This is a genomic window from Streptomyces sp. NPDC040610, assembly GCF_055594065.1.
Genome location: NZ_JBVIXA010000001.1, coordinates 121,368 through 137,797 on the forward strand (window position 1 = coordinate 121,368; position 16,430 = coordinate 137,797).

Consider the following 16,430-nt stretch of genomic DNA (forward strand, 5'->3'; position numbering starts at 1 on the left):
GGGGCCGCCCGGGGTGCGGGCGGCTCCCGCCGCGCCCCGGGCCGTTCGCCGCTTCGCCGCCGTACCCACCCCGCCATCAGGGACGGGACCCGAGCAAGCGAGACTGAGGGGCATGCCTTCACTCGACAGCTCCCGCGGCCGCTTCAAGTTCGCCGACCGCCACATCGCCGTCTTCGCCCACCTCCTGGAGAAGGAGACCCCGCCCGCCGAGCTGCACCACTCCCTCGGTGAGCTTCAGCAAATCGGTCTGGTGGGCGCCGAGGGCGAACTCTCCCCGCTGCTCATGGAGTTCCTCACCACCCTCGCCCGGCCGCTGGTGATGATCCAGGCCGAGGTGACCGGCCAGCACGGCACGCTCGTGCACGGTGTCGTCGTGGGGCAGGACGCCGTGTACTCCCACGACGCGTGGCCCGGCGACGAGGAGTCGGAGTACGTACCGATCGAGCCGAAGACCCTGGTGTGGGAGCTGGCCCGCAAGGTGAAGCTGCGCCGGGGCGAGCAGGACGAGCCGGCGTCCGCGGGCGTCACCGAGATCACCACGACGATGGGCGCGCTCGACGCGGTGTTCGCCGCGCTGGAGAGCGGCGCGAGCGACGACCTGGACGCGGCGAGGGCCACGGCCGTCTCCGCCCTGGCCGCGGCGAGCGACCTCACCGACCCCGAGCTGACCGCGCTCGTCGAGCTCACCCTGTCCCTGGACTCGACCTGGCGCGTGACCACGGCCTGGGGCGACGAGCGCGCGCAGGCTGCGGGCGAGTCGGTGCGCTCCATCGCCGTGTGGGACTGCGGTCCGCACGGGCACTGGCTGCGGGTGCAGCCGGAGGAGCCCGTCAAGGAGGGGCAGGTCGGCCCCGAGAGCACGCTGCGGCTCGTCCGCTCCAGCGCCGGCGAGGTCTGGGACAAGCTCGCCGACCTGCTGCCGGACAAGGCGGAGCTGGTCGGCACCGGAGCGTCGGCCTAGCGCACGCGGTCACGCACGTACTCAGGGGGATGAGAAATGCGGAACGTCAATCCGGACGACCTGGACCAGCTCGCCAAGCTCATGGACGGCAAGGGCGGCCTGGCGGACAAACTGGACGAGGCCTTCACCCGTGCCTCGACGCTGGGTGTCACCGACAAGCTGGGCCCCATCAAGCCGATGCGGACCTGGGTCACCACGACCCCACCCGACCTGCGCAAGCGCGCGACACTCGTCCGCGGCGAGCAGCTCTTCGAGCGTGGCCACCGGGAGACGTACAGCGATTGGCTGGCGCGGATCGAGGCGTACTACCTGGCCAAGGTGCCCGGGTTGAAGGAGCTCGGCGAGAAGGACATCGAGGCGTTCATCAAGACCGCCATGGAGGTCACCGGCGCGGCCAAGATCGGCGGACTGACGCTGGCCGCGAGCCTCGGCATGGGGAACGTCTTCCTCAAGAACTCCTGGAAGCAGGGCCTGCTGCGGGCGGCCGTGGAGTCCTCCTGGCTGGGCAGAGGGTCCTTCCGCGCCGCCCTGCAGCGCCGCCTGCTGCAGATCCCCGCCGGTGAGCTGCGGTCGCTCGCGGCTCCGGGCAGCTGGCTGCCGGGACAGCTGGGCAACTTCTTCACCCGCAGCAGGCTCTATCAGCAGGCCAGCCGCGTTCCGTTCACGGCGGGGCTGCGCGCGGACCTGCTGTCGCGGGGCTGGGACGCGTTCCGCACCCTGCCCGGGGTGCGCTCGCCGCTCGTCACCCGGGGCATCAACTTCCTGGTCGGCTCGGACGCGCTCGCGGCCCGGTACGGCGGGCTGACGCACTCCGGGGCGTTCGTGACACGCTCGGGGCAGGCCAACCTGTTGCGCGTCGGGCGTTCGGCCGCGTACTTCCAGCGGCTCAACAACGCCCGCCCCGCCGTCATCGCGGCGGGCAAGACGGCGTCCCCGTTCCTCAAGGGCCTCGGCGCGGCGAGCAAGGCGGGCGGTTTCCTGCGCGTCGCCGGTGTCGGCGCCAGCGCCCTGTCCACGGGCGTCAGCGCGGCCAACGTCTGGGCGCAGGGGAACCCCGTCGAGGCGTTCAAGAAGAAGGGCGCCGGATACGTCGCGGATGTGGCGGAGGTCGGCTTCAACGCGTCCCTGACGGCGGCGATGGTCGCGCCCAACCCGTTCACCATCGGTGCGACGGTGGTCACCGGCGTCGTCTACGGCGGGGCGAAGGTCGTCGAGCACTGGGACGACATCAAGGAAGGCGCGGGCAAGGCCAAGGACTGGGTCGGGGACAAGGCGAAGGACTTCGGGAAGAGCGTGGCGAAATCGAAGCTGAATCCCATGAACTGGTAGCCGCGCGAGCTGCCGGGGACCCGTGCTCCACAATGAGGAATCATGTCGGACTTTCAATTCGAGCTGGAGTGGTACCGGGGCAGGAAGCTGCCCGGCCACGCCGAGAAGGTGCACGGGCTGACCGGGACGGTGGGCCCTTTCGGGGACGTCACCGTCGAGGTCGAATGGCGCAAGCCCGGCCTCAAGGGCGGCAACCGGCAGTACGAGACGCGGCTGTACGGTGAGCGGATGCCCGACGTGGTGTTCCGGACGGTGGGGCCCGCACGGCCGAACCTGCGGAACGCCCGGTTCGACGTGGCCGGTGAGCGCGTGCCGCTCGACTTCAACGCGAAGGCGCTCCGGAACAAGGCGCGGGCGCTGCGGATGACGTGCCAGGGGCGGGCGTACACGTACGTGGTGACGGGCTTCGAGCGCGGGGCGGTGCTGAGTCGCCCCGGGGTGGAGATCACCATGACCCGCGGCAAGAACCCGCGGGGCAAGGGGCACGGCAGCTTCGGGGCCGTGACGGGCGAGGCGGAGGCGGACGCGCTGGACCTGGCCCTGGCGATCGCCTTCGAGCACATCGACACGCGTGAACTCACGGCGTCGGAGCGGGTGTCAGGGCTGCTCGGCAAGGTGCTGGACCCCCGGCCCGGGGAGTCCAGCTACTAGCCGGTGCCCGGGCCGGGCACCGGCTTCAGCGACGTGGCCGCACGCCAGTGGCCTCAGTGACGTGGCTTCACGCCGAAGGGACTCAGCACAACGGCAACCCGTCGAACTGCGCCGCGAGCCCCCGCTTGGTCTTGAACTTCTGCCCGGGCTTGAGGGTGTTGCAGCCGGAGTCGGGGGCGAACGACCAGCGGACCTTGACGCGCTTCGTCGACGAGCACTTGTTCGTGACGTACGCGGTCTGCGAGATGATCCCCTTGTCGACCTTGACCTTGACGCACGAGGGGGCGGCGGCGCGCGCCTGGGCCGGGGCGGCGTGGGCCGTGCCGGTCATGGCGAGCACGGCGAGGCTGGTGACCCCGACGGCTATGGACCGCTTTGCGAGCGAAAGCTTGCGCAACTCGATGTCTCCGATCGGTGAACGGGTCCCGGCCCGCCACCCGACCCTGTTCGGGACAGGGACGTCTGCGGCAGCGGACCGGCCTTGGCCCGCCAGACTCTACTGGCCGGATTCCAGCGACATCGAGCCACTCCTCAACAGCTGTGCATCAGTACTGCTGCGGTGGAGCGGCCGGGTGCAGCGGAGCGGACAGGGCCTGCAGGAAAGCGGCGCGGTCGCGGGTGGCGACAGTCAGGAATTCCCCGCGCCGGGTGGCGATGACCACGCTGTCCATGCCCATCGGCATGCCCCAGGCGCCGCCCATGAGCCGGGGGTTGGCGTGGCTGCCCCGGACGTCGGGGGAGAGGGCGTTCGGGGTGTTCAGGGAGGTGGCGTAGCGCTGCGGCGCGCTGGGCAGCTGGCCCTGGGCGGCGGCGCGGACCGACGCGGGGTCGATGTCCGTCAGCGGCAGGCGCTCACGGCCGACGCGCAGCGTCGTGGCGTCGATCTCGATGCGGTGGTAGATCCGCTTCGATATCGGTACGGCGAGGCACGGCAGCAGCAACAGGAGGAACAGCCCGGAAACGCCGAGCCAGACGCCGAAGTCCTCGGGAAGGGATTGCACCCCCATGTAGCCAATTCCGGCCAGATAGACACCGATGCACACACCGGACCAGGTCTTGGGGGATTTCTCGACGTACGTCATGTTCCATTCCTTGTCGGATCCGGCCGGGTGAGAGGCGCTACGGGCGATACGACGCTACTCAAGCGGCCGACGGTTTCGCCAGAGCGAACGCTGTGAACGGCGCGAACGGCACGACCCCGAGGCGACGGTCGGCCCGACGCCGACGTGGGCGTACCGTCGCCCCATGCTTCTCTGGCTCAACGGCCCCTTCGGCGGCGGCAAGACGCAGACGGCGTTCGAGATCCAGCGGCGGCTGCCCGGCAGCGTCGTCTGTGATCCGGAGTATGCCGGGTTCGGGCTGCATCGGATGCTGCCGCCCGCTTTGCGTGGTGACTTCCAGGATCTGCCGGTCTGGCGGCAGGCGGTGTACGACATGCTCGATCTGGCGTTGGCCAAGCACGAGGGGACGGTGATCGTTCCGATGACGGTCGTCGAGCCCGCGTACTTCCAGGAGACCGTCGGGCGGCTGCGTGAACGCGGTCACGACGTACGGCACTTCGCGCTGCTCGCCGACCGGCGCACCGTGCTGAAGCGGCTGCGCGAGCGCGGTCTCGGGCATGTCGTGCGGGTCGTCGGCGGGCGGGACGCCCCGCTGCGGCGCGAGAGCTTCGCCGTCTCGAAGCTCGACCTGTGCCTGGAGCGGCTGCGGGAGCCGGAGTTCGCCGAGCAGATGTGGACGGATCACGTGTCCGTCGCCCGGAGCGCCGAGCGGATCGCCGCGTCGGCGGGACTCACCCTCGTACCGAACACGGACAGCGCCGTGCGGGGGCGGCTGCGGCGGGCGTGGACGGGCGTCAAGCACATGCGGTTCGACTGAGGGGGTGGGCAGGGTGGGGCGGGGGTGAGGGGCGGATTTCGCGGCGTGCTGCCGCGGCCGCCCGCTGGATTTCGCGTTGTGCCGTCGTGGCCGCCCGCGGCTCACTGAGACCACGGGCGGCCACGACATCACTCCATCACCGTCGGCCCAGCGCCCGCTTCAGCCGCTTGCCGGACGGCGACTCGTCCAGTGTCTTCCACAGCTTCGCCGAGCTGGTGGACGTATAGACGCCGGGAGCGCCCTGGTCGCCGCAGCCGTCGCCGTACGAGACCACGCCGATCTGGATCGGGTCCTGGCGGCCGGGCACGGTGCGGAAGATGGGGCCGCCGCTGTCGCCCTGGCAGGAGTCCTTGCCCTCGACGCCGGCGCAGAAGTTGACCTTCGAGCTGTAGCCGTTGTAGCTGACCTTGCACTCGTTGTGGGAGAGGATCGGCACCTTGACCTGGCGGAGCCGGTCCGGGGTGTGGGTCATCGCGGTGTCCGTGTTGCCCCAGCCCGCGACGGTGGCCTTCTGGCCGGGGCGGAGCAGCGAGTCGGTGCCCTGGGTGGGCAGCTTGACCGGGCTGATGCCGCGGACCGGCTTGTCGAGCTGGATGAAGGCGACGTCGTACGCCTCCTGGCCCTTGAGGTAGCGCGGGTGGACGACGATGCTGCCGCGGCTGCCCGTGCCCTTCGTCTTGGCGTTGCGTATCTGGCCCTGCCCGCTCTTGGAGAGGACCGTACGGCCGACGGCGACCTGCACGGTCTTCGCCTTCACTGGCTTGCCCGCGTCGTCGACGAGGCAGTGCGCGGCCGTCATGACGACGTCCGGCGCGATGAGGCTGCCGCCGCAGAACTGACGGTCGAGGGCGCTGCCGGAGCCCTTCTCCAGGACGGCCACCATGAACGGGTAGGCGTCGTTGGAGACTTCGGTGCCGCCGACGATGGCGTTGGCGGCGGGCGCGCTGGTCGCCACCAGGGCGAGGGCGGTCGCGGCCGTCGCGGAGGCGAGGGCGGCGCGGGCCGCGCGGCTGGTGCTGGTGGTGTCGTCGGCTGCGCGGGTGGGACGTGAAGGAAAGGAAAGTCTCATGGGGGTTGATTTTCTCTTTCGATGGATTTGTTGAGTTTTGCAGCGCCTTGTGGAGTCGGTAGACCTCGTATGTGGAGATTCGGGCGCCGCAGAAGGAGAGGGTGTCGCGCGAGGGTGGGTTCATCCCGGCGCACGGTTCTCTCGGCAATGGTTCGAGCAAGTCGGATAGTTCGGGCATGTCGCTCTGTCGACCGGCCTGTCCGGCAAATTTGTGCGGAGGTTCTGAGGAGGTGTGGCGATCGTCCAGTGCGGCCGCCCGTGCGCCGCGGTGACCTGCGCTCGTCGGCTCATGTTCCGCTCTGTGCCCCGGGAACCACTCCCGTCCCTCCTGGCGTCGTTCTGGTGCCTGACGGATCGGCGTTCGGGGTGCGGAGGGGTGGAGGGCGAAGGATTCCGTTGGCGGGATGTCGTCGCTCGAAAGGGTTGCACGTAAAGCGAGTTGGTTCGCGATTGCATATCTGGATGTGCTGGCGCACTCGCGGTGTGACGTCGGAACCAAGGGGCCCGCATTGCGCGTGAATAACGATGAACCGTGTGAGCTTCGCGATCCATAACGCGCCTTGAGGGGCTTATGTGCTGCTGATACGGTGCGATGGCTTGACACCGCGCCTGGGGCTGACGGGCCGATGGAACCCCGGCCGAGGCGTATGCGGGTGTCTCAAATGACGGATTTTTCTGGGTCGTACGGGGAGCGGTTGCGTGAAGATCCAAGAGCGTACGGGGGCGGGCAACAACCGTTCCGCCGTGTCGGCTCCGGCAGGCGTCGGTGAGCGCCTTCCCACTGCGCCTCGCGAGCGCAAACCGGCGCTGGCCGCTCTGGCCGTCCTGCTGATCCTGGTCGGCGCGCTCGGCGCCACGGTGCTCGTGCTGCGCGCGGGGGACCGGGTCGAGGTCGTCAAGGTGACGGAGCGGATCGCGCCGGGCGAATCGGTCACCAAGGACAACTCCACCTCGGTGATGGTCGCGGCGGACTCGGACGTGCACTACGTCAAGTACTCCAAGCTCGGCGCCCTTTCGAAGCTCAAGGCCAGGACCACCCTCTACCCGGGAACGGTCGTCGTGGGCGAGATGTTCGACGACAAGGGCGGGCTCCCCACCGGCAAGGCCTCCGTGGGCCTCTCGCTGAAGGAGGGGCAGTACCCGTCCACGCTCCAGCAGGGCGACACCGTCGCCCTCTACCGCGTCGCCGCCAACGGCTCATCCAGCTCCAGCGACGACGACAAGGGCTCAAGCGGCGGCAGCTCCTCCAGCCGCACACCGCTCGTCGCCGATGCCCGGGTCGGTCTGGTCAACAGCAACAAGGACACGACCATCAGCACCGGCAACCTGAGCATCACCGTCCTCGTCGACAACGAGGACGTCGCCGCGGTCACCAGCGCCGCGTCGCTCGGTGAGGTCGCCGTGGCGGTTGTCCCCGGCACCGCCAACTAGAGGGCGGGCAACAGACACATGGCCCTCATCGCTCTCGCCGCCGACAAAGGCTCCCCCGGAGTCACCACCGCGGCCGTGGCGCTCGCGGCGGTGTGGCCCCGGCGGGTCCTGGTCGCGGAGACCGATCCCGCGGGCGGCGACCTCGTCTACCGCAGCGCCGCCGCGCACGGCGGCCCGCTCAACCCCAACACCGGCATGCTGTCCATCGCCGCGACCGCACGCCGCGGCCTCGTACCGGACCAACTCTGGGACCACACCCAGCCGCTGTCCGGCGGCCTCGAAGTGCTCGTCGGCCTCGGCATCTCCGAGCAGGCCGCCGGGCTCGTCGGGATCTGGCCGACGCTCGGGCGTGCCTTCGCCCAGCTCGCCGACTCCCCGCAGGCCCCGGCCGACGTCATAGCCGACTGTGGCCGCATAGCCGGGGACAGCCCGGCGATCGAGCTGTTCCCGCACGCCAACCTGGTCCTGCTGATCTCGCGTACGGAGCCGGAGGCCATCGCCCGCGTACGGGACCGGGCCGCCGCGCTGTCCGCGAAGCTGCACGGCGGCCCCCGCGGTGCCGCCACCCTCGCCACCCCGCTCATCGGCGTCGTCCTGATCGCCGACCCGGGCAACTCCGGCAAACTGGTGCACCAGGTCAACGAGATGCTGATGGCCGCCCAGACCGGCGCCCGCGTCGTCGGCACCCTCGCCGACGACCCGGCGGGCGCCGACCAGCTGGCCGGGCGCAAGCGCGGCCGGCTCGACAAGTCGATGCTGATCCGGTCGGCCCGCAAGGTGACCGTCGACCTGTACCAGCAGTACGGCGCGGCCTGGGCCAATCCGGCCGCAGGCCCGGCCGCGGGCCCGACGGCGGGTGCCGGGCGATGAGCGCCGTCGACCACCAACTGGTGAAGCGGTTCCGGCAGGACGCCGGTGACCGCATCGCCGAGCAGCGCCGCCTCGACCAGGTCTCCGGCGTCACGCCGATGACCAGCGAGGACGAGCGGCAGTACGCCCGCGCCGTGATCGCGCAGATCCTGGAGGAGTACGCCCGCGGCGAGATCAACGCCGGGCGCACCCCGCTGGACGCCGAGACCGAGGAGCAGTACGCGGCCGCCGTGCACGCCGCGCTCTTCGGCGTCGGCCGCCTCCAGCCGCTCCTGGACGACCCCGAGGTCGAGAACATCGACATCAACGGCTGCGACCAGGTCTTCGTCGGATACGCCGACGGGCGCGAGGCCAAGGCCGAGCCGGTCGCCGAGACCGACGAGGAGCTGATCGAGCTCATCCAGATCCTCGGCGCCTACTCCGGTCTGTCGTCGCGGCCCTTCGACTCCGCCAACCCCCAGCTCGACCTGCGGCTGCCCGACGGCTCCCGGCTCTCGGCCGTGATGGACGTGGCCCGGCGGCCCGCGCTCTCGATCCGACGCGCGCGCATGGGCAAGGTGTTCATGTCCGACCTGGTCGGGAACGGGACGCTCACCCCGGACGTCGCGCACTTCCTTGCCTGTGCCGTGCGGGCCCGCAAGAACATCATGATCGCCGGGGCCACGAACGCCGGGAAGACCACGCTCCTGCGCGCCCTCGCCAACGAGATCCCGCCGCACGAGCGCCTCATCACCGTCGAGCGCGCCCTGGAACTCGGCCTCGACACCTTCGCCGATCTGCACCCCAACGTGGTGGCGTTCGAGGAGCGCCTTCCCAACTCCGAGGGGCAGGGCCAGATATCCATGGCGGAACTGGTCCGCCGGTCGCTGCGCATGAACCCCTCCCGCGTCATCGTCGGTGAGGTCCTCGGCGACGAGATCGTGACGATGCTGAACGCGATGTCCCAGGGCAACGACGGCTCGCTCTCCACGATCCACGCCAACAGCTCAAGCGAGGTCTTCAACAGGATCTCGACGTACGCGCTCCAGGCCTCCGAGCGGCTGCCCATCGAGGCCAGCCAGATGCTCGTCGCGGGCGCCGTGAACTTCGTCGTCTTCATCCAGCGGCGCAACAACTACCAGACCGGCGGCAAGCTCCAGCGCATGGTGACCTCCGTCCGCGAGGTCAACGGTGTCGACGGCCGCGTGCTCTCCAGCGAGGTCTTCGCGGAGGCGCCGGACGGCCGGATCGTGCCGCACGCGCCGATCGCCTGCATGGACGACCTCGCCGCATTCGGCTACCGGCCCGCCGGGCAATGGGGGTGAGCACGACATGAACGCACTCGGCTCCATGGGCGGCGTGTTCTCGCTGCCCGTCCTTTACGGCCTCGCCTGCGGAGTCGCCGTCGGCGGCGGACTCGCGCTGCTGCTCGTCGCGATCCGCGGCCTGCCCGTCAAGGCGGCCCACGAGAAGCAGCGCGCGAGCCAGCGGATGAACGAGCTCGTCCGCTTCGTGGGGCAGCGCGGCTCCCTCGCCATCGGCGTCGGCCTCGTCGTGCTGCTGCTCACGCGCTGGGCGGTGGCCGGCATCGCGTCCGGCGTCCTCGTCTTCTTCTGGGACAAGCTGTTCGGCGGCGCCGCCGAGGAGCGGCTGCAGATGAAGCGGGTCGAGGCGCTCGCCGCCTGGACCGAGTCGCTGCGCGACACCATCGCGGGCGCCGTCGGCCTCGAACAGGCCATCCCGGCGTCCGCGCGGGCGGCGGCTCCCGTGCTTCGGCCGCACCTCGACGCCCTCGTCGACCGGCTGCGGGCGCGCACCCCGCTGCCCGAGGCCCTGCAGGTCCTCGCCGACGAGATCGACGACGCATCGGCCGACATCATCGTCGCGGCGCTCATCCTCAACGCCAAGCTGCGCGGCCCCGGCCTGCGCCAGGTCCTCGGCGCGCTCGCCAAGTCGGCGCGCGAGGAGGTCGACATGCGCCAGCGCGTGATGGCGCAGCGCGCCTCGACCCGGCGCTCGGTGCAGATCGTCGTCGCCGTCTCCATCGCCTTCGTACTCGGACTCTCGATCTTCAACCGCGAGTTCGTGTCGCCGTACAGCACGCCCGTCGGGCAGCTCGTGCTCGCCTGCGTGTGCGGTCTGTTCGCGCTCGGCTTCTGGTGGCTGCGCAAGCTGTCGACGGTCGAGACGCCGGACCGTTTCCTCGTCCGCGACGAGCCGGGTGTGCAGTTCGTACGTCCCCGGGGACCGGGCGGCACACCGCCCGGCGCCGTGGGCCCCGAGGGCGCGCCGGGACAGCAGCCGCTGCCGCCGCACGCCAACTCCACCGAGGGGGTACGCCGGTGAACCTGACCATGCCGATCGTCATCGGCGCGACGCTGGGCCTCGGCATCTTCGCCCTCGTCCGCGCCCTGATGCCGACCAAGCGCAGCGCGGTCGCCACGGTCGCCCGGATCGACGCGATGCGGGCGCGCGGCGCGGCGTACGAGTCCTCGCACCGGACCGCGGACGCCGAGGACACCGGGCGCCTCGGCACGCTGCGGGCCCGGGTGGGCGCGCGGGCCGCCGAGTTCTACGTCCAGCAGGGCTGGGAGCTGCGGTCGCTGCGGGCCGACCTGGCGGTGCTCGACCGGAGCTGGGAGAAGTTCCTGGCGACGAAGGTGCTGCTCGCGGCCACCGGCATCTTCTTCGGACCCTTCCTGTTCGCGATCATCTGGACCCTCGGCTTCGGCCGCAGCCCCATCATCCCGGTGTGGCTGGCGCTGATGTTCGGGGTGCTCTTCTTCTTCCTGCCGGACCTCGAAGTGCGGCGGGACGCCCAGGAGAAGCGGCGTGACCTGCGGCGCGTCATCGGCGCCTATCTGGACCTGGTCTCCATGAGCCTCGCGGGCGGCCGCGGCCTGCCCGAGGCGCTGATGGCGGCGGCCGAGGTGTCCGACGGCTGGGCGACGCACCGTATCCGCAACGCCCTGTCGGACGCCCGGATCACCGGCATCAGCCAGTGGCAGGCGCTGGGCTCGCTCGGCGAGCACCTGGGCGTCGAAGAGCTCAAGGACCTCTCCGCGTCGCTCGCCCTGGTCGCGGACGACGGCGCGAAGGTACGCGAATCGCTCGCCTCCCGCGCCGAGACGATGCGCCACCGCGAGCTCGCCGAGATCGAGGGCAGCGCGGGCGAGAAGTCACAGTCGATGCTGGTGGCACAGCTGTTGCTGTGTGCGGGATTCCTGGTGTTCCTCATCTTTCCGGCGGCGATGCGCGTGTTCCAGGCCTGAACCCCTGAACCCCGCGATGGGGCAAAAGTCGATCCACAGACCCGTACATCCCCCCACACACCCTGTTTTCGAGAGGACAACTCACCATGAACGGACGGAACTTCAGCACCGGCATCCCGGCGGTCGACTTCCTCGTGACCTTCCTGCAGGGCCGTGTGCAGCGCGCCCGCTCCGGCGAGCTGGACCGCGGCGCGTCCGCGGTCGAGTGGGTGATCATCTCGGCGGTCGTCGTGGCGATCGTCGGCGTGGTCGCCGCGATCATCAACAACGCGCTCAAGGGCGGCGCCGACAAGGTCAGCGACTGCATCGAGGGCGCCGACGCCAGCAAGACCTGCTGACCGGACGGCTGCAGCGGACATGAAGGACGACGGGGGCGGGAGCGGGCGAGGGGTGAACCGCGACCGGATGCCGGGATTCGTGCGCCGAAGAGTGGAGGCCGCCTCCACCCGCGGCGAATCCGGCATGACCGCGATCGAGTTCGTGCTGCTCACGCCGGTCCTCTTCTTCCTGATCTTCGCGACGGTGCAGTTCGCGCTGTACTTCTTCGCGGACCACGTGGCCCAGGCCGCGGCCCAGGCGGGCGCGCGCAAGGCCCGCGCCACGGCCGACGAGAACCCGGGCGGCTGGCGGGGCGAGGCGACCGACGTCGTCGACGCCTACATCCGCCAGCTCGGCCCGAAGCTCGTCCTCGGCCCCGACGTGCGGACGCTCCAGCCGGAGCAGAACACGGTCGGCGTGGAGATCACGGCCGATGTGCCGTCGGTGTTCCCCGGGCTCGACCTGAAGGTGCACGCGCAGTCGTCGGGGCCGGTGGAGCGGTTCGTGGAGGAGGAAGGGTGAGGCGGGGGGAGCAGGGCTTCTCGGACGGCCGGGGGCTTGCGGACGACCGGGGGCTCTCGACTTCGGACGGCCGGGGGCTCGCGGACGACCGGGGGCTCTCGACTGTCGAAGTCGTCATCCTGGCGCCGGTGATGATCCTCTTCATCCTGGTCCTGGTGGCCTTCGGGCAGCTCGTCGACGGCCGGGGGGCCATCGACGGGGCGGCCCGTGACGCCGCCCGCGCGGGCTCCATCCAGAAGGACCAGGGCACGGCGATGGCCGAGGCCCGCAAGGCGGCCAAGGCGGACCTGGAGGACGTCTGCTCGGGGCCCGTCCACGTCGTCCAGAAGAGCGCGGGCTTCCAGCCGGACACGCTCTTCACGGTCGAGGTGAGCTGCGAGGTGCGGGGCCTGGAGATGCTCGGCCTGGACATCCCGACGACGCTGGAGGCGAGCTTCAGCTCGCCGCTGGATCCGTACCGGAGGTCGGCGTGAACGCGGCATGCGCGCGGGTACGCGGCTGGGCCGACGCCCGCCGGGCCCGCCTGGACGACCGGGGCTCGGGCGCGGGCGCCGTCATCGTCTTCGCGCTGGTCTTCCTCACCCTGTCCGCGTTCGTGATCGACGGCGGCCTGTCCATCTCCAAGCGCGAACGCGCCGCCGACATCGCCGAACAGGCCGCCCGCTACGCCGCGCAGGACCTCGACACCGAGGGCCTGTACGAGGGCGCGAAGGGCGCCCCCATCAACTACGAGAACTGCGACGCCCGGGTCAAGAAGTTCGCCCGGGAGATGGGCCTGACCGGGCCCGACGTGGCCGCGACCCACTGCGTCACCGCCACCGCCGAACAGGTCGAGGTCGAGGTCGAGATGACCTACAGCCCGGTCTTCACCGGGATGTTCTTCGGCGGCGACGTGACGGTGCACGGGCGTGCGGCGGCGGAGAACGAGATCGGTTAGGCGGCTGCCGAGAGTTATCCACAGCCCCTGCCAGGGCATCGGCACCTTCCGTAACATCGCCGAGTACGAACCCATTCGGCCCACACAAGGATCAGGACCAGGACACCCGCCATGGCGCGACGAACCACCCCAAGCTCGACGGGTCCGCGGAACCGGACGCCTCAGCCCCTGCCGGGGCGTCGGCGCTCGGCAGGGGACTTCGTCAAGGCGTTCCTCGCCTTCGTGGCCCTCGCCGCGCTGGTCGTCGGCGTGCCCGGCGCGCTCGCCTACTTCGTGGGCTGGCCGCTGCCCGGCGGTGCGCCGTCCCTCGACTGGCTCCAGCAGGAGATCACCGTCGGCACGTTCATCAACGTGCTGACCGTGGTGGTCTGGCTGGCGTGGGCCCAGTTCACCGCGTGCGTCCTCGTGGAGGTGAAGGCGGCGCTGTCCGGCGTCGGGATGCCGGGGCGGGTGCCGGGGGCCGGGGGAAGCCAGATGCTCGCGCGCCAGCTCGTCGCGGCGCTGCTCCTGGTGGGCGCCACGGCGGCCAGCTTCGCGCCGGGACTCTCCCAGTTCGGGCAGTCCCTGGAGGGCAACCAGAAGCCGGCCGCGGCCACCGCGCAGCAGACCCCGGGCGTCCTCGGACAGGACCAGCAGTCCGCCGCGGCCAGTGCCGCGGGCGCCCTCGCCGAGCAGGCGGGCCAGGCCGCGGCCCAGGCGGGCACGGGGCAGGACGGGGACACGAAGTTCTACCGGATCCAGCCCCCGGAGGGCCGCCACCACGACTCGCTCTGGGAGATAGCCGAGCGCCACCTGGGGGACGGGCGGCGGTACAAGGAGATCTACCAGCTCAACAAGGACCGTGAGCAGCCCGACGGTTCACGGCTCTCCGAGGCCAGCCTGATCCGGCCCGGCTGGATCATGGAAATGCCCGCCGACGCGCACGGCGGCGAGCTGGTGCAGATGCCCGACGAGGCCCCCAAGGTGTCCGAGGAGGTCCGCGAGCAGATCTCGGACTACGCCAGGACCGGGGACCAGCGGCAGGGCGGCGGCGCACAGGAGAGCGGCGGCGACCGGCAGGGCGGCGGGGGTTCCGTCGACCGGGACACGGCACACATCACGATCCCCGAGCAGCGGCCGGACGGCGGCGCGCGCGGGGACGGGCAGGACGGGCAGGGCTCCCAGGGCGGCGGCGAGGAGACCGGCCGGGAGGGCGGTACGCCCGCCGCGGCCGAGTCCGACGACTCCGGCTTCGGGCTGCCCGAAGCGCTCATCGGTGCGCCGCTGCTCGCCGCCGGACTGCTCGGCGCCCTCGGCCGCCGCCGACGGCACGCGCTGTGGCAGTCGGCGATGGGCGCCGTCGGCCTGCGCCGCGGCATGGAGCCGCCGACGCCGACCGGCTCCGCAGCCGACGCCCAGGACGCGCTGCTCGTCGGCGCCGACCCCGAGGGCGTCCGCCTGCTCGACCGGTCGCTGCGTGGGCTCGCCGCCGCGCTGACGGAGGAGTCCCGCCCGCTGCCGACGGTGTACGCGGCCTGGCTCAGCAACGGCGATCTGCACCTCCAGCTCGCCCAGGCCTCCGGTCGGCCGCCCGCGCCCTGGCAGCTCGGCCAGGACGAGACGTTCTGGACGCTCGCCCGCGCGGACGCCGAGCGGCTCGGGGACGTGGACGCCGCCGCGCCCTACCCGGGCCTGGTCTGCCTCGGCACCATGGACGACTCGCGCCTGCTGCTCAACCTGGAGGCCGTGCCCGGCATCGTGTCGCTCGGCGGCGCCCAGGCCGACCGGGCCGCCGTGTTCGCGTCCGTCGCCGCCGAACTGGCCACCAACGGCTGGTCGGACCGCATGACCATCACCCTCGTCGGCTTCGGCGAGGACCTCACGGCGCTCGCGCCGAACCGGCTGCGGCACCTCGAGGACGTCGAGGCGCTCATCGAGACGATGGAGGCCGAGACCCGGCAGCGGCGCGGCGCGCTCGGCGCGGCCGGGCACGACTCCGTGCTCACCGGCCGTACGGGCCCCGCCCAGCACACCCGCTGGGCCCCGCACCTGGTGCTGCTCGCGGACGGGCCGAGCCCCGAAGACGCCGTCAAGCTCGCCGAGCTGGCCGCCGACGCCAGCCGCCTCGGCATCGGCTACGTGGTCGGCTCCGACTCCGGCGAACTGCCCGGCGCCGCCTGGGAGATGAAGGTCACCGGCGAGGGCAGGCTGCTCGCCCCGCTGCTCGGCCTGGAGCTGGAGGCCCAGCTCCTCCCGGACGCGCTGCGGCGCGCCGTCGTCGAGCTGTTCGTCGCGGCCGACCCGCGGCCCGAGGGCGGCGGCGACGGCTCCGACGGCGGGGCCGCGGCCGCGCCGCCGTTCCTCGTCGACGTCAGCGAGCAGGGGCGGCCCGCGGTGTACGCACGCCTCGTCGGCAGCTACGAGATCATCGGCCTGGAGACGCCCGACGGCGAGCGCAGCCCGCTCCTGCACGAGGCGCTCGCGCTGCTGCTGCTCCACCGGGAAGGGGTGCACCCGCGTGTGCTCGCCTCCGCGCTGTGGCCGCGCGGTGTCACCGACGACGTGCGGGACGCCCTCGTCGACCGGCTGCGGGACTGGCTCGGCAGCGAGCCCGACGGTTCGCCGCGGCTGCGCGTCGACGCGACCGGGCGCCTCACCCTCGCCAAGTCGGTCGTGTCCGACCTGGACGTCCTGCGGTCGCTCTACCACGAGGCGACGCAGGGCCGGGGGTCCGGCAACCGCGCGGTGCGCGGGCGGATGCTCACTGACGCGCTCGTCCTCGTCCGGGGGCCGCTGCTCGCGGACCGGGCCGAGGGGCGGTACGGCTGGCTCACCCACGAGATCATCGACGCCCAACTGCCGTTGCTCGTCGCCGACATCGGGCTCGCTCTGTCCGAGTTCCACCTGGAGAAGGACCGCGCCGAGAAGGCCATCGAGGCGCTGAACGCGGCGCTCGGCTCCGCGCCGGGCGACGAGCGGCTCTGGAACGAGCTGCTGCGGGCCACCCACGCCGTGGGCGACCCCGCGCGGCTCCAGGCCCTCGCCGTGGACCTCGTCGCCCGGAGCGGGGCCCGCGGGGTTCCTCCCCGGACGGAGGCGCTCCTCGACGAGCTGCTTCCGGGGTGGCGGGCAGGCCTCGCCTCGGCGGGGTGAGCCCGCCCGCGGCGCCGAGGCGGCCCTCGCCGCCGCCCCGCAGACCTCACGACCCGACCCCGAACCGCCCGAACCGGAGCG

At 71.7% G+C, this 16,430-nt stretch carries 17 protein-coding genes; 14 read left to right on the forward strand and 3 right to left on the reverse strand.

Going from position 1 to position 16,430, the window contains the following annotated elements; genetic code table 11:
* Positions 1–112: 112 nt before the first annotated feature.
* Genes ACZ6AA_RS00620 through ACZ6AA_RS00630 form a run of 3 tightly spaced genes read left to right on the forward strand, consistent with a single transcriptional unit; the run spans position 113 to position 2,941 of the window.
* The gene (locus ACZ6AA_RS00620) at positions 113–961 is read left to right on the forward strand and encodes a hypothetical protein (RefSeq protein ID WP_471455677.1); all 849 of its coding nucleotides are present in this window, start codon (positions 113–115) and stop codon (positions 959–961) included.
* Between the two features lie 36 nt (positions 962–997).
* A complete protein-coding gene (locus ACZ6AA_RS00625) occupies positions 998–2,290 on the forward strand; it encodes a PE-PGRS family protein (protein ID WP_471455678.1) in 1,293 nt (430 codons plus the stop codon).
* 42 nt (positions 2,291–2,332) lie between these two features.
* The gene (locus ACZ6AA_RS00630) at positions 2,333–2,941 is read left to right on the forward strand and encodes a hypothetical protein (RefSeq protein ID WP_471455679.1); all 609 of its coding nucleotides are present in this window, start codon (positions 2,333–2,335) and stop codon (positions 2,939–2,941) included.
* An 82-nt stretch (positions 2,942–3,023) separates the two neighbouring features.
* Here ACZ6AA_RS00630 and ACZ6AA_RS00635 read toward each other — a convergent pair whose 3' ends face one another.
* Positions 3,024–3,338 carry a hypothetical protein gene (locus ACZ6AA_RS00635; protein WP_468450490.1) on the reverse strand — a complete coding sequence of 105 codons (315 nt, stop codon included), beginning with the start codon at positions 3,336–3,338 and terminating at the stop codon, positions 3,024–3,026.
* A gap of 148 nt (positions 3,339–3,486) precedes the next feature.
* Complete coding sequence (locus ACZ6AA_RS00640; RefSeq protein ID WP_468450492.1) at positions 3,487–4,023, reverse strand: hypothetical protein; 537 nt, start codon at positions 4,021–4,023, stop codon at positions 3,487–3,489.
* A gap of 163 nt (positions 4,024–4,186) precedes the next feature.
* Between ACZ6AA_RS00640 and ACZ6AA_RS00645 the strand changes: the two genes are divergently transcribed.
* Positions 4,187–4,819, forward strand: coding sequence for an AAA family ATPase (locus ACZ6AA_RS00645; RefSeq protein WP_468450494.1), 633 nt, complete (start codon positions 4,187–4,189; stop codon positions 4,817–4,819).
* Between the two features lie 136 nt (positions 4,820–4,955).
* Here ACZ6AA_RS00645 and ACZ6AA_RS00650 read toward each other — a convergent pair whose 3' ends face one another.
* Entirely contained in the window at positions 4,956–5,888 is a 933-nt protein-coding gene (locus ACZ6AA_RS00650; RefSeq protein WP_471455680.1) for a S1 family peptidase, read from the reverse strand.
* Positions 5,889–6,587: 699 nt separating this feature from the next.
* Here ACZ6AA_RS00650 and ACZ6AA_RS00655 point away from each other — a divergent pair.
* From ACZ6AA_RS00655 to ACZ6AA_RS00700, 10 genes are all read left to right on the forward strand, one after another.
* Positions 6,588–7,319, forward strand: coding sequence for a hypothetical protein (locus tag ACZ6AA_RS00655; RefSeq protein ID WP_468450497.1), 732 nt, complete (start codon positions 6,588–6,590; stop codon positions 7,317–7,319).
* 18 nt (positions 7,320–7,337) lie between these two features.
* A complete protein-coding gene (locus tag ACZ6AA_RS00660; RefSeq protein WP_468450499.1) occupies positions 7,338–8,189 on the forward strand; it encodes a hypothetical protein in 852 nt (283 codons plus the stop codon).
* Positions 8,186–9,493, forward strand: coding sequence for a CpaF family protein (locus ACZ6AA_RS00665; protein WP_030363315.1), 1,308 nt, complete (start codon positions 8,186–8,188; stop codon positions 9,491–9,493). The genes ACZ6AA_RS00660 and ACZ6AA_RS00665 overlap by 4 nt, the downstream gene beginning before the upstream one ends.
* 7 nt (positions 9,494–9,500) lie before the next feature.
* Positions 9,501–10,514, forward strand: coding sequence for a type II secretion system F family protein (locus ACZ6AA_RS00670; protein WP_468450501.1), 1,014 nt, complete (start codon positions 9,501–9,503; stop codon positions 10,512–10,514).
* Positions 10,511–11,440, forward strand: a complete 930-nt coding sequence (locus ACZ6AA_RS00675) for a type II secretion system F family protein (RefSeq protein WP_468480348.1) — start codon at positions 10,511–10,513, stop codon at positions 11,438–11,440. The genes ACZ6AA_RS00670 and ACZ6AA_RS00675 overlap by 4 nt, the downstream gene beginning before the upstream one ends.
* A gap of 86 nt (positions 11,441–11,526) precedes the next feature.
* Positions 11,527–11,778, forward strand: a complete 252-nt coding sequence (locus ACZ6AA_RS00680; RefSeq protein WP_030363318.1) for a hypothetical protein — start codon at positions 11,527–11,529, stop codon at positions 11,776–11,778.
* A 67-nt stretch (positions 11,779–11,845) separates the two neighbouring features.
* On the forward strand, positions 11,846–12,280 hold the full coding sequence (locus ACZ6AA_RS00685) for a TadE family protein (protein WP_468451676.1): 435 nt from the start codon (positions 11,846–11,848) through the stop codon (positions 12,278–12,280).
* Positions 12,277–12,753: a TadE/TadG family type IV pilus assembly protein gene (locus tag ACZ6AA_RS00690; protein WP_468480349.1), complete on the forward strand. Its 477-nt coding sequence runs from the start codon at positions 12,277–12,279 to the stop codon at positions 12,751–12,753. The genes ACZ6AA_RS00685 and ACZ6AA_RS00690 overlap by 4 nt, the downstream gene beginning before the upstream one ends.
* Positions 12,750–13,217, forward strand: a complete 468-nt coding sequence (locus ACZ6AA_RS00695; RefSeq protein ID WP_468450507.1) for a TadE/TadG family type IV pilus assembly protein — start codon at positions 12,750–12,752, stop codon at positions 13,215–13,217. The genes ACZ6AA_RS00690 and ACZ6AA_RS00695 overlap by 4 nt, the downstream gene beginning before the upstream one ends.
* Positions 13,218–13,328: 111 nt before the next feature.
* The gene (locus ACZ6AA_RS00700) at positions 13,329–16,349 is read left to right on the forward strand and encodes a BTAD domain-containing putative transcriptional regulator (protein WP_468480350.1); all 3,021 of its coding nucleotides are present in this window, start codon (positions 13,329–13,331) and stop codon (positions 16,347–16,349) included.
* Positions 16,350–16,430 lie beyond the last annotated feature (81 nt).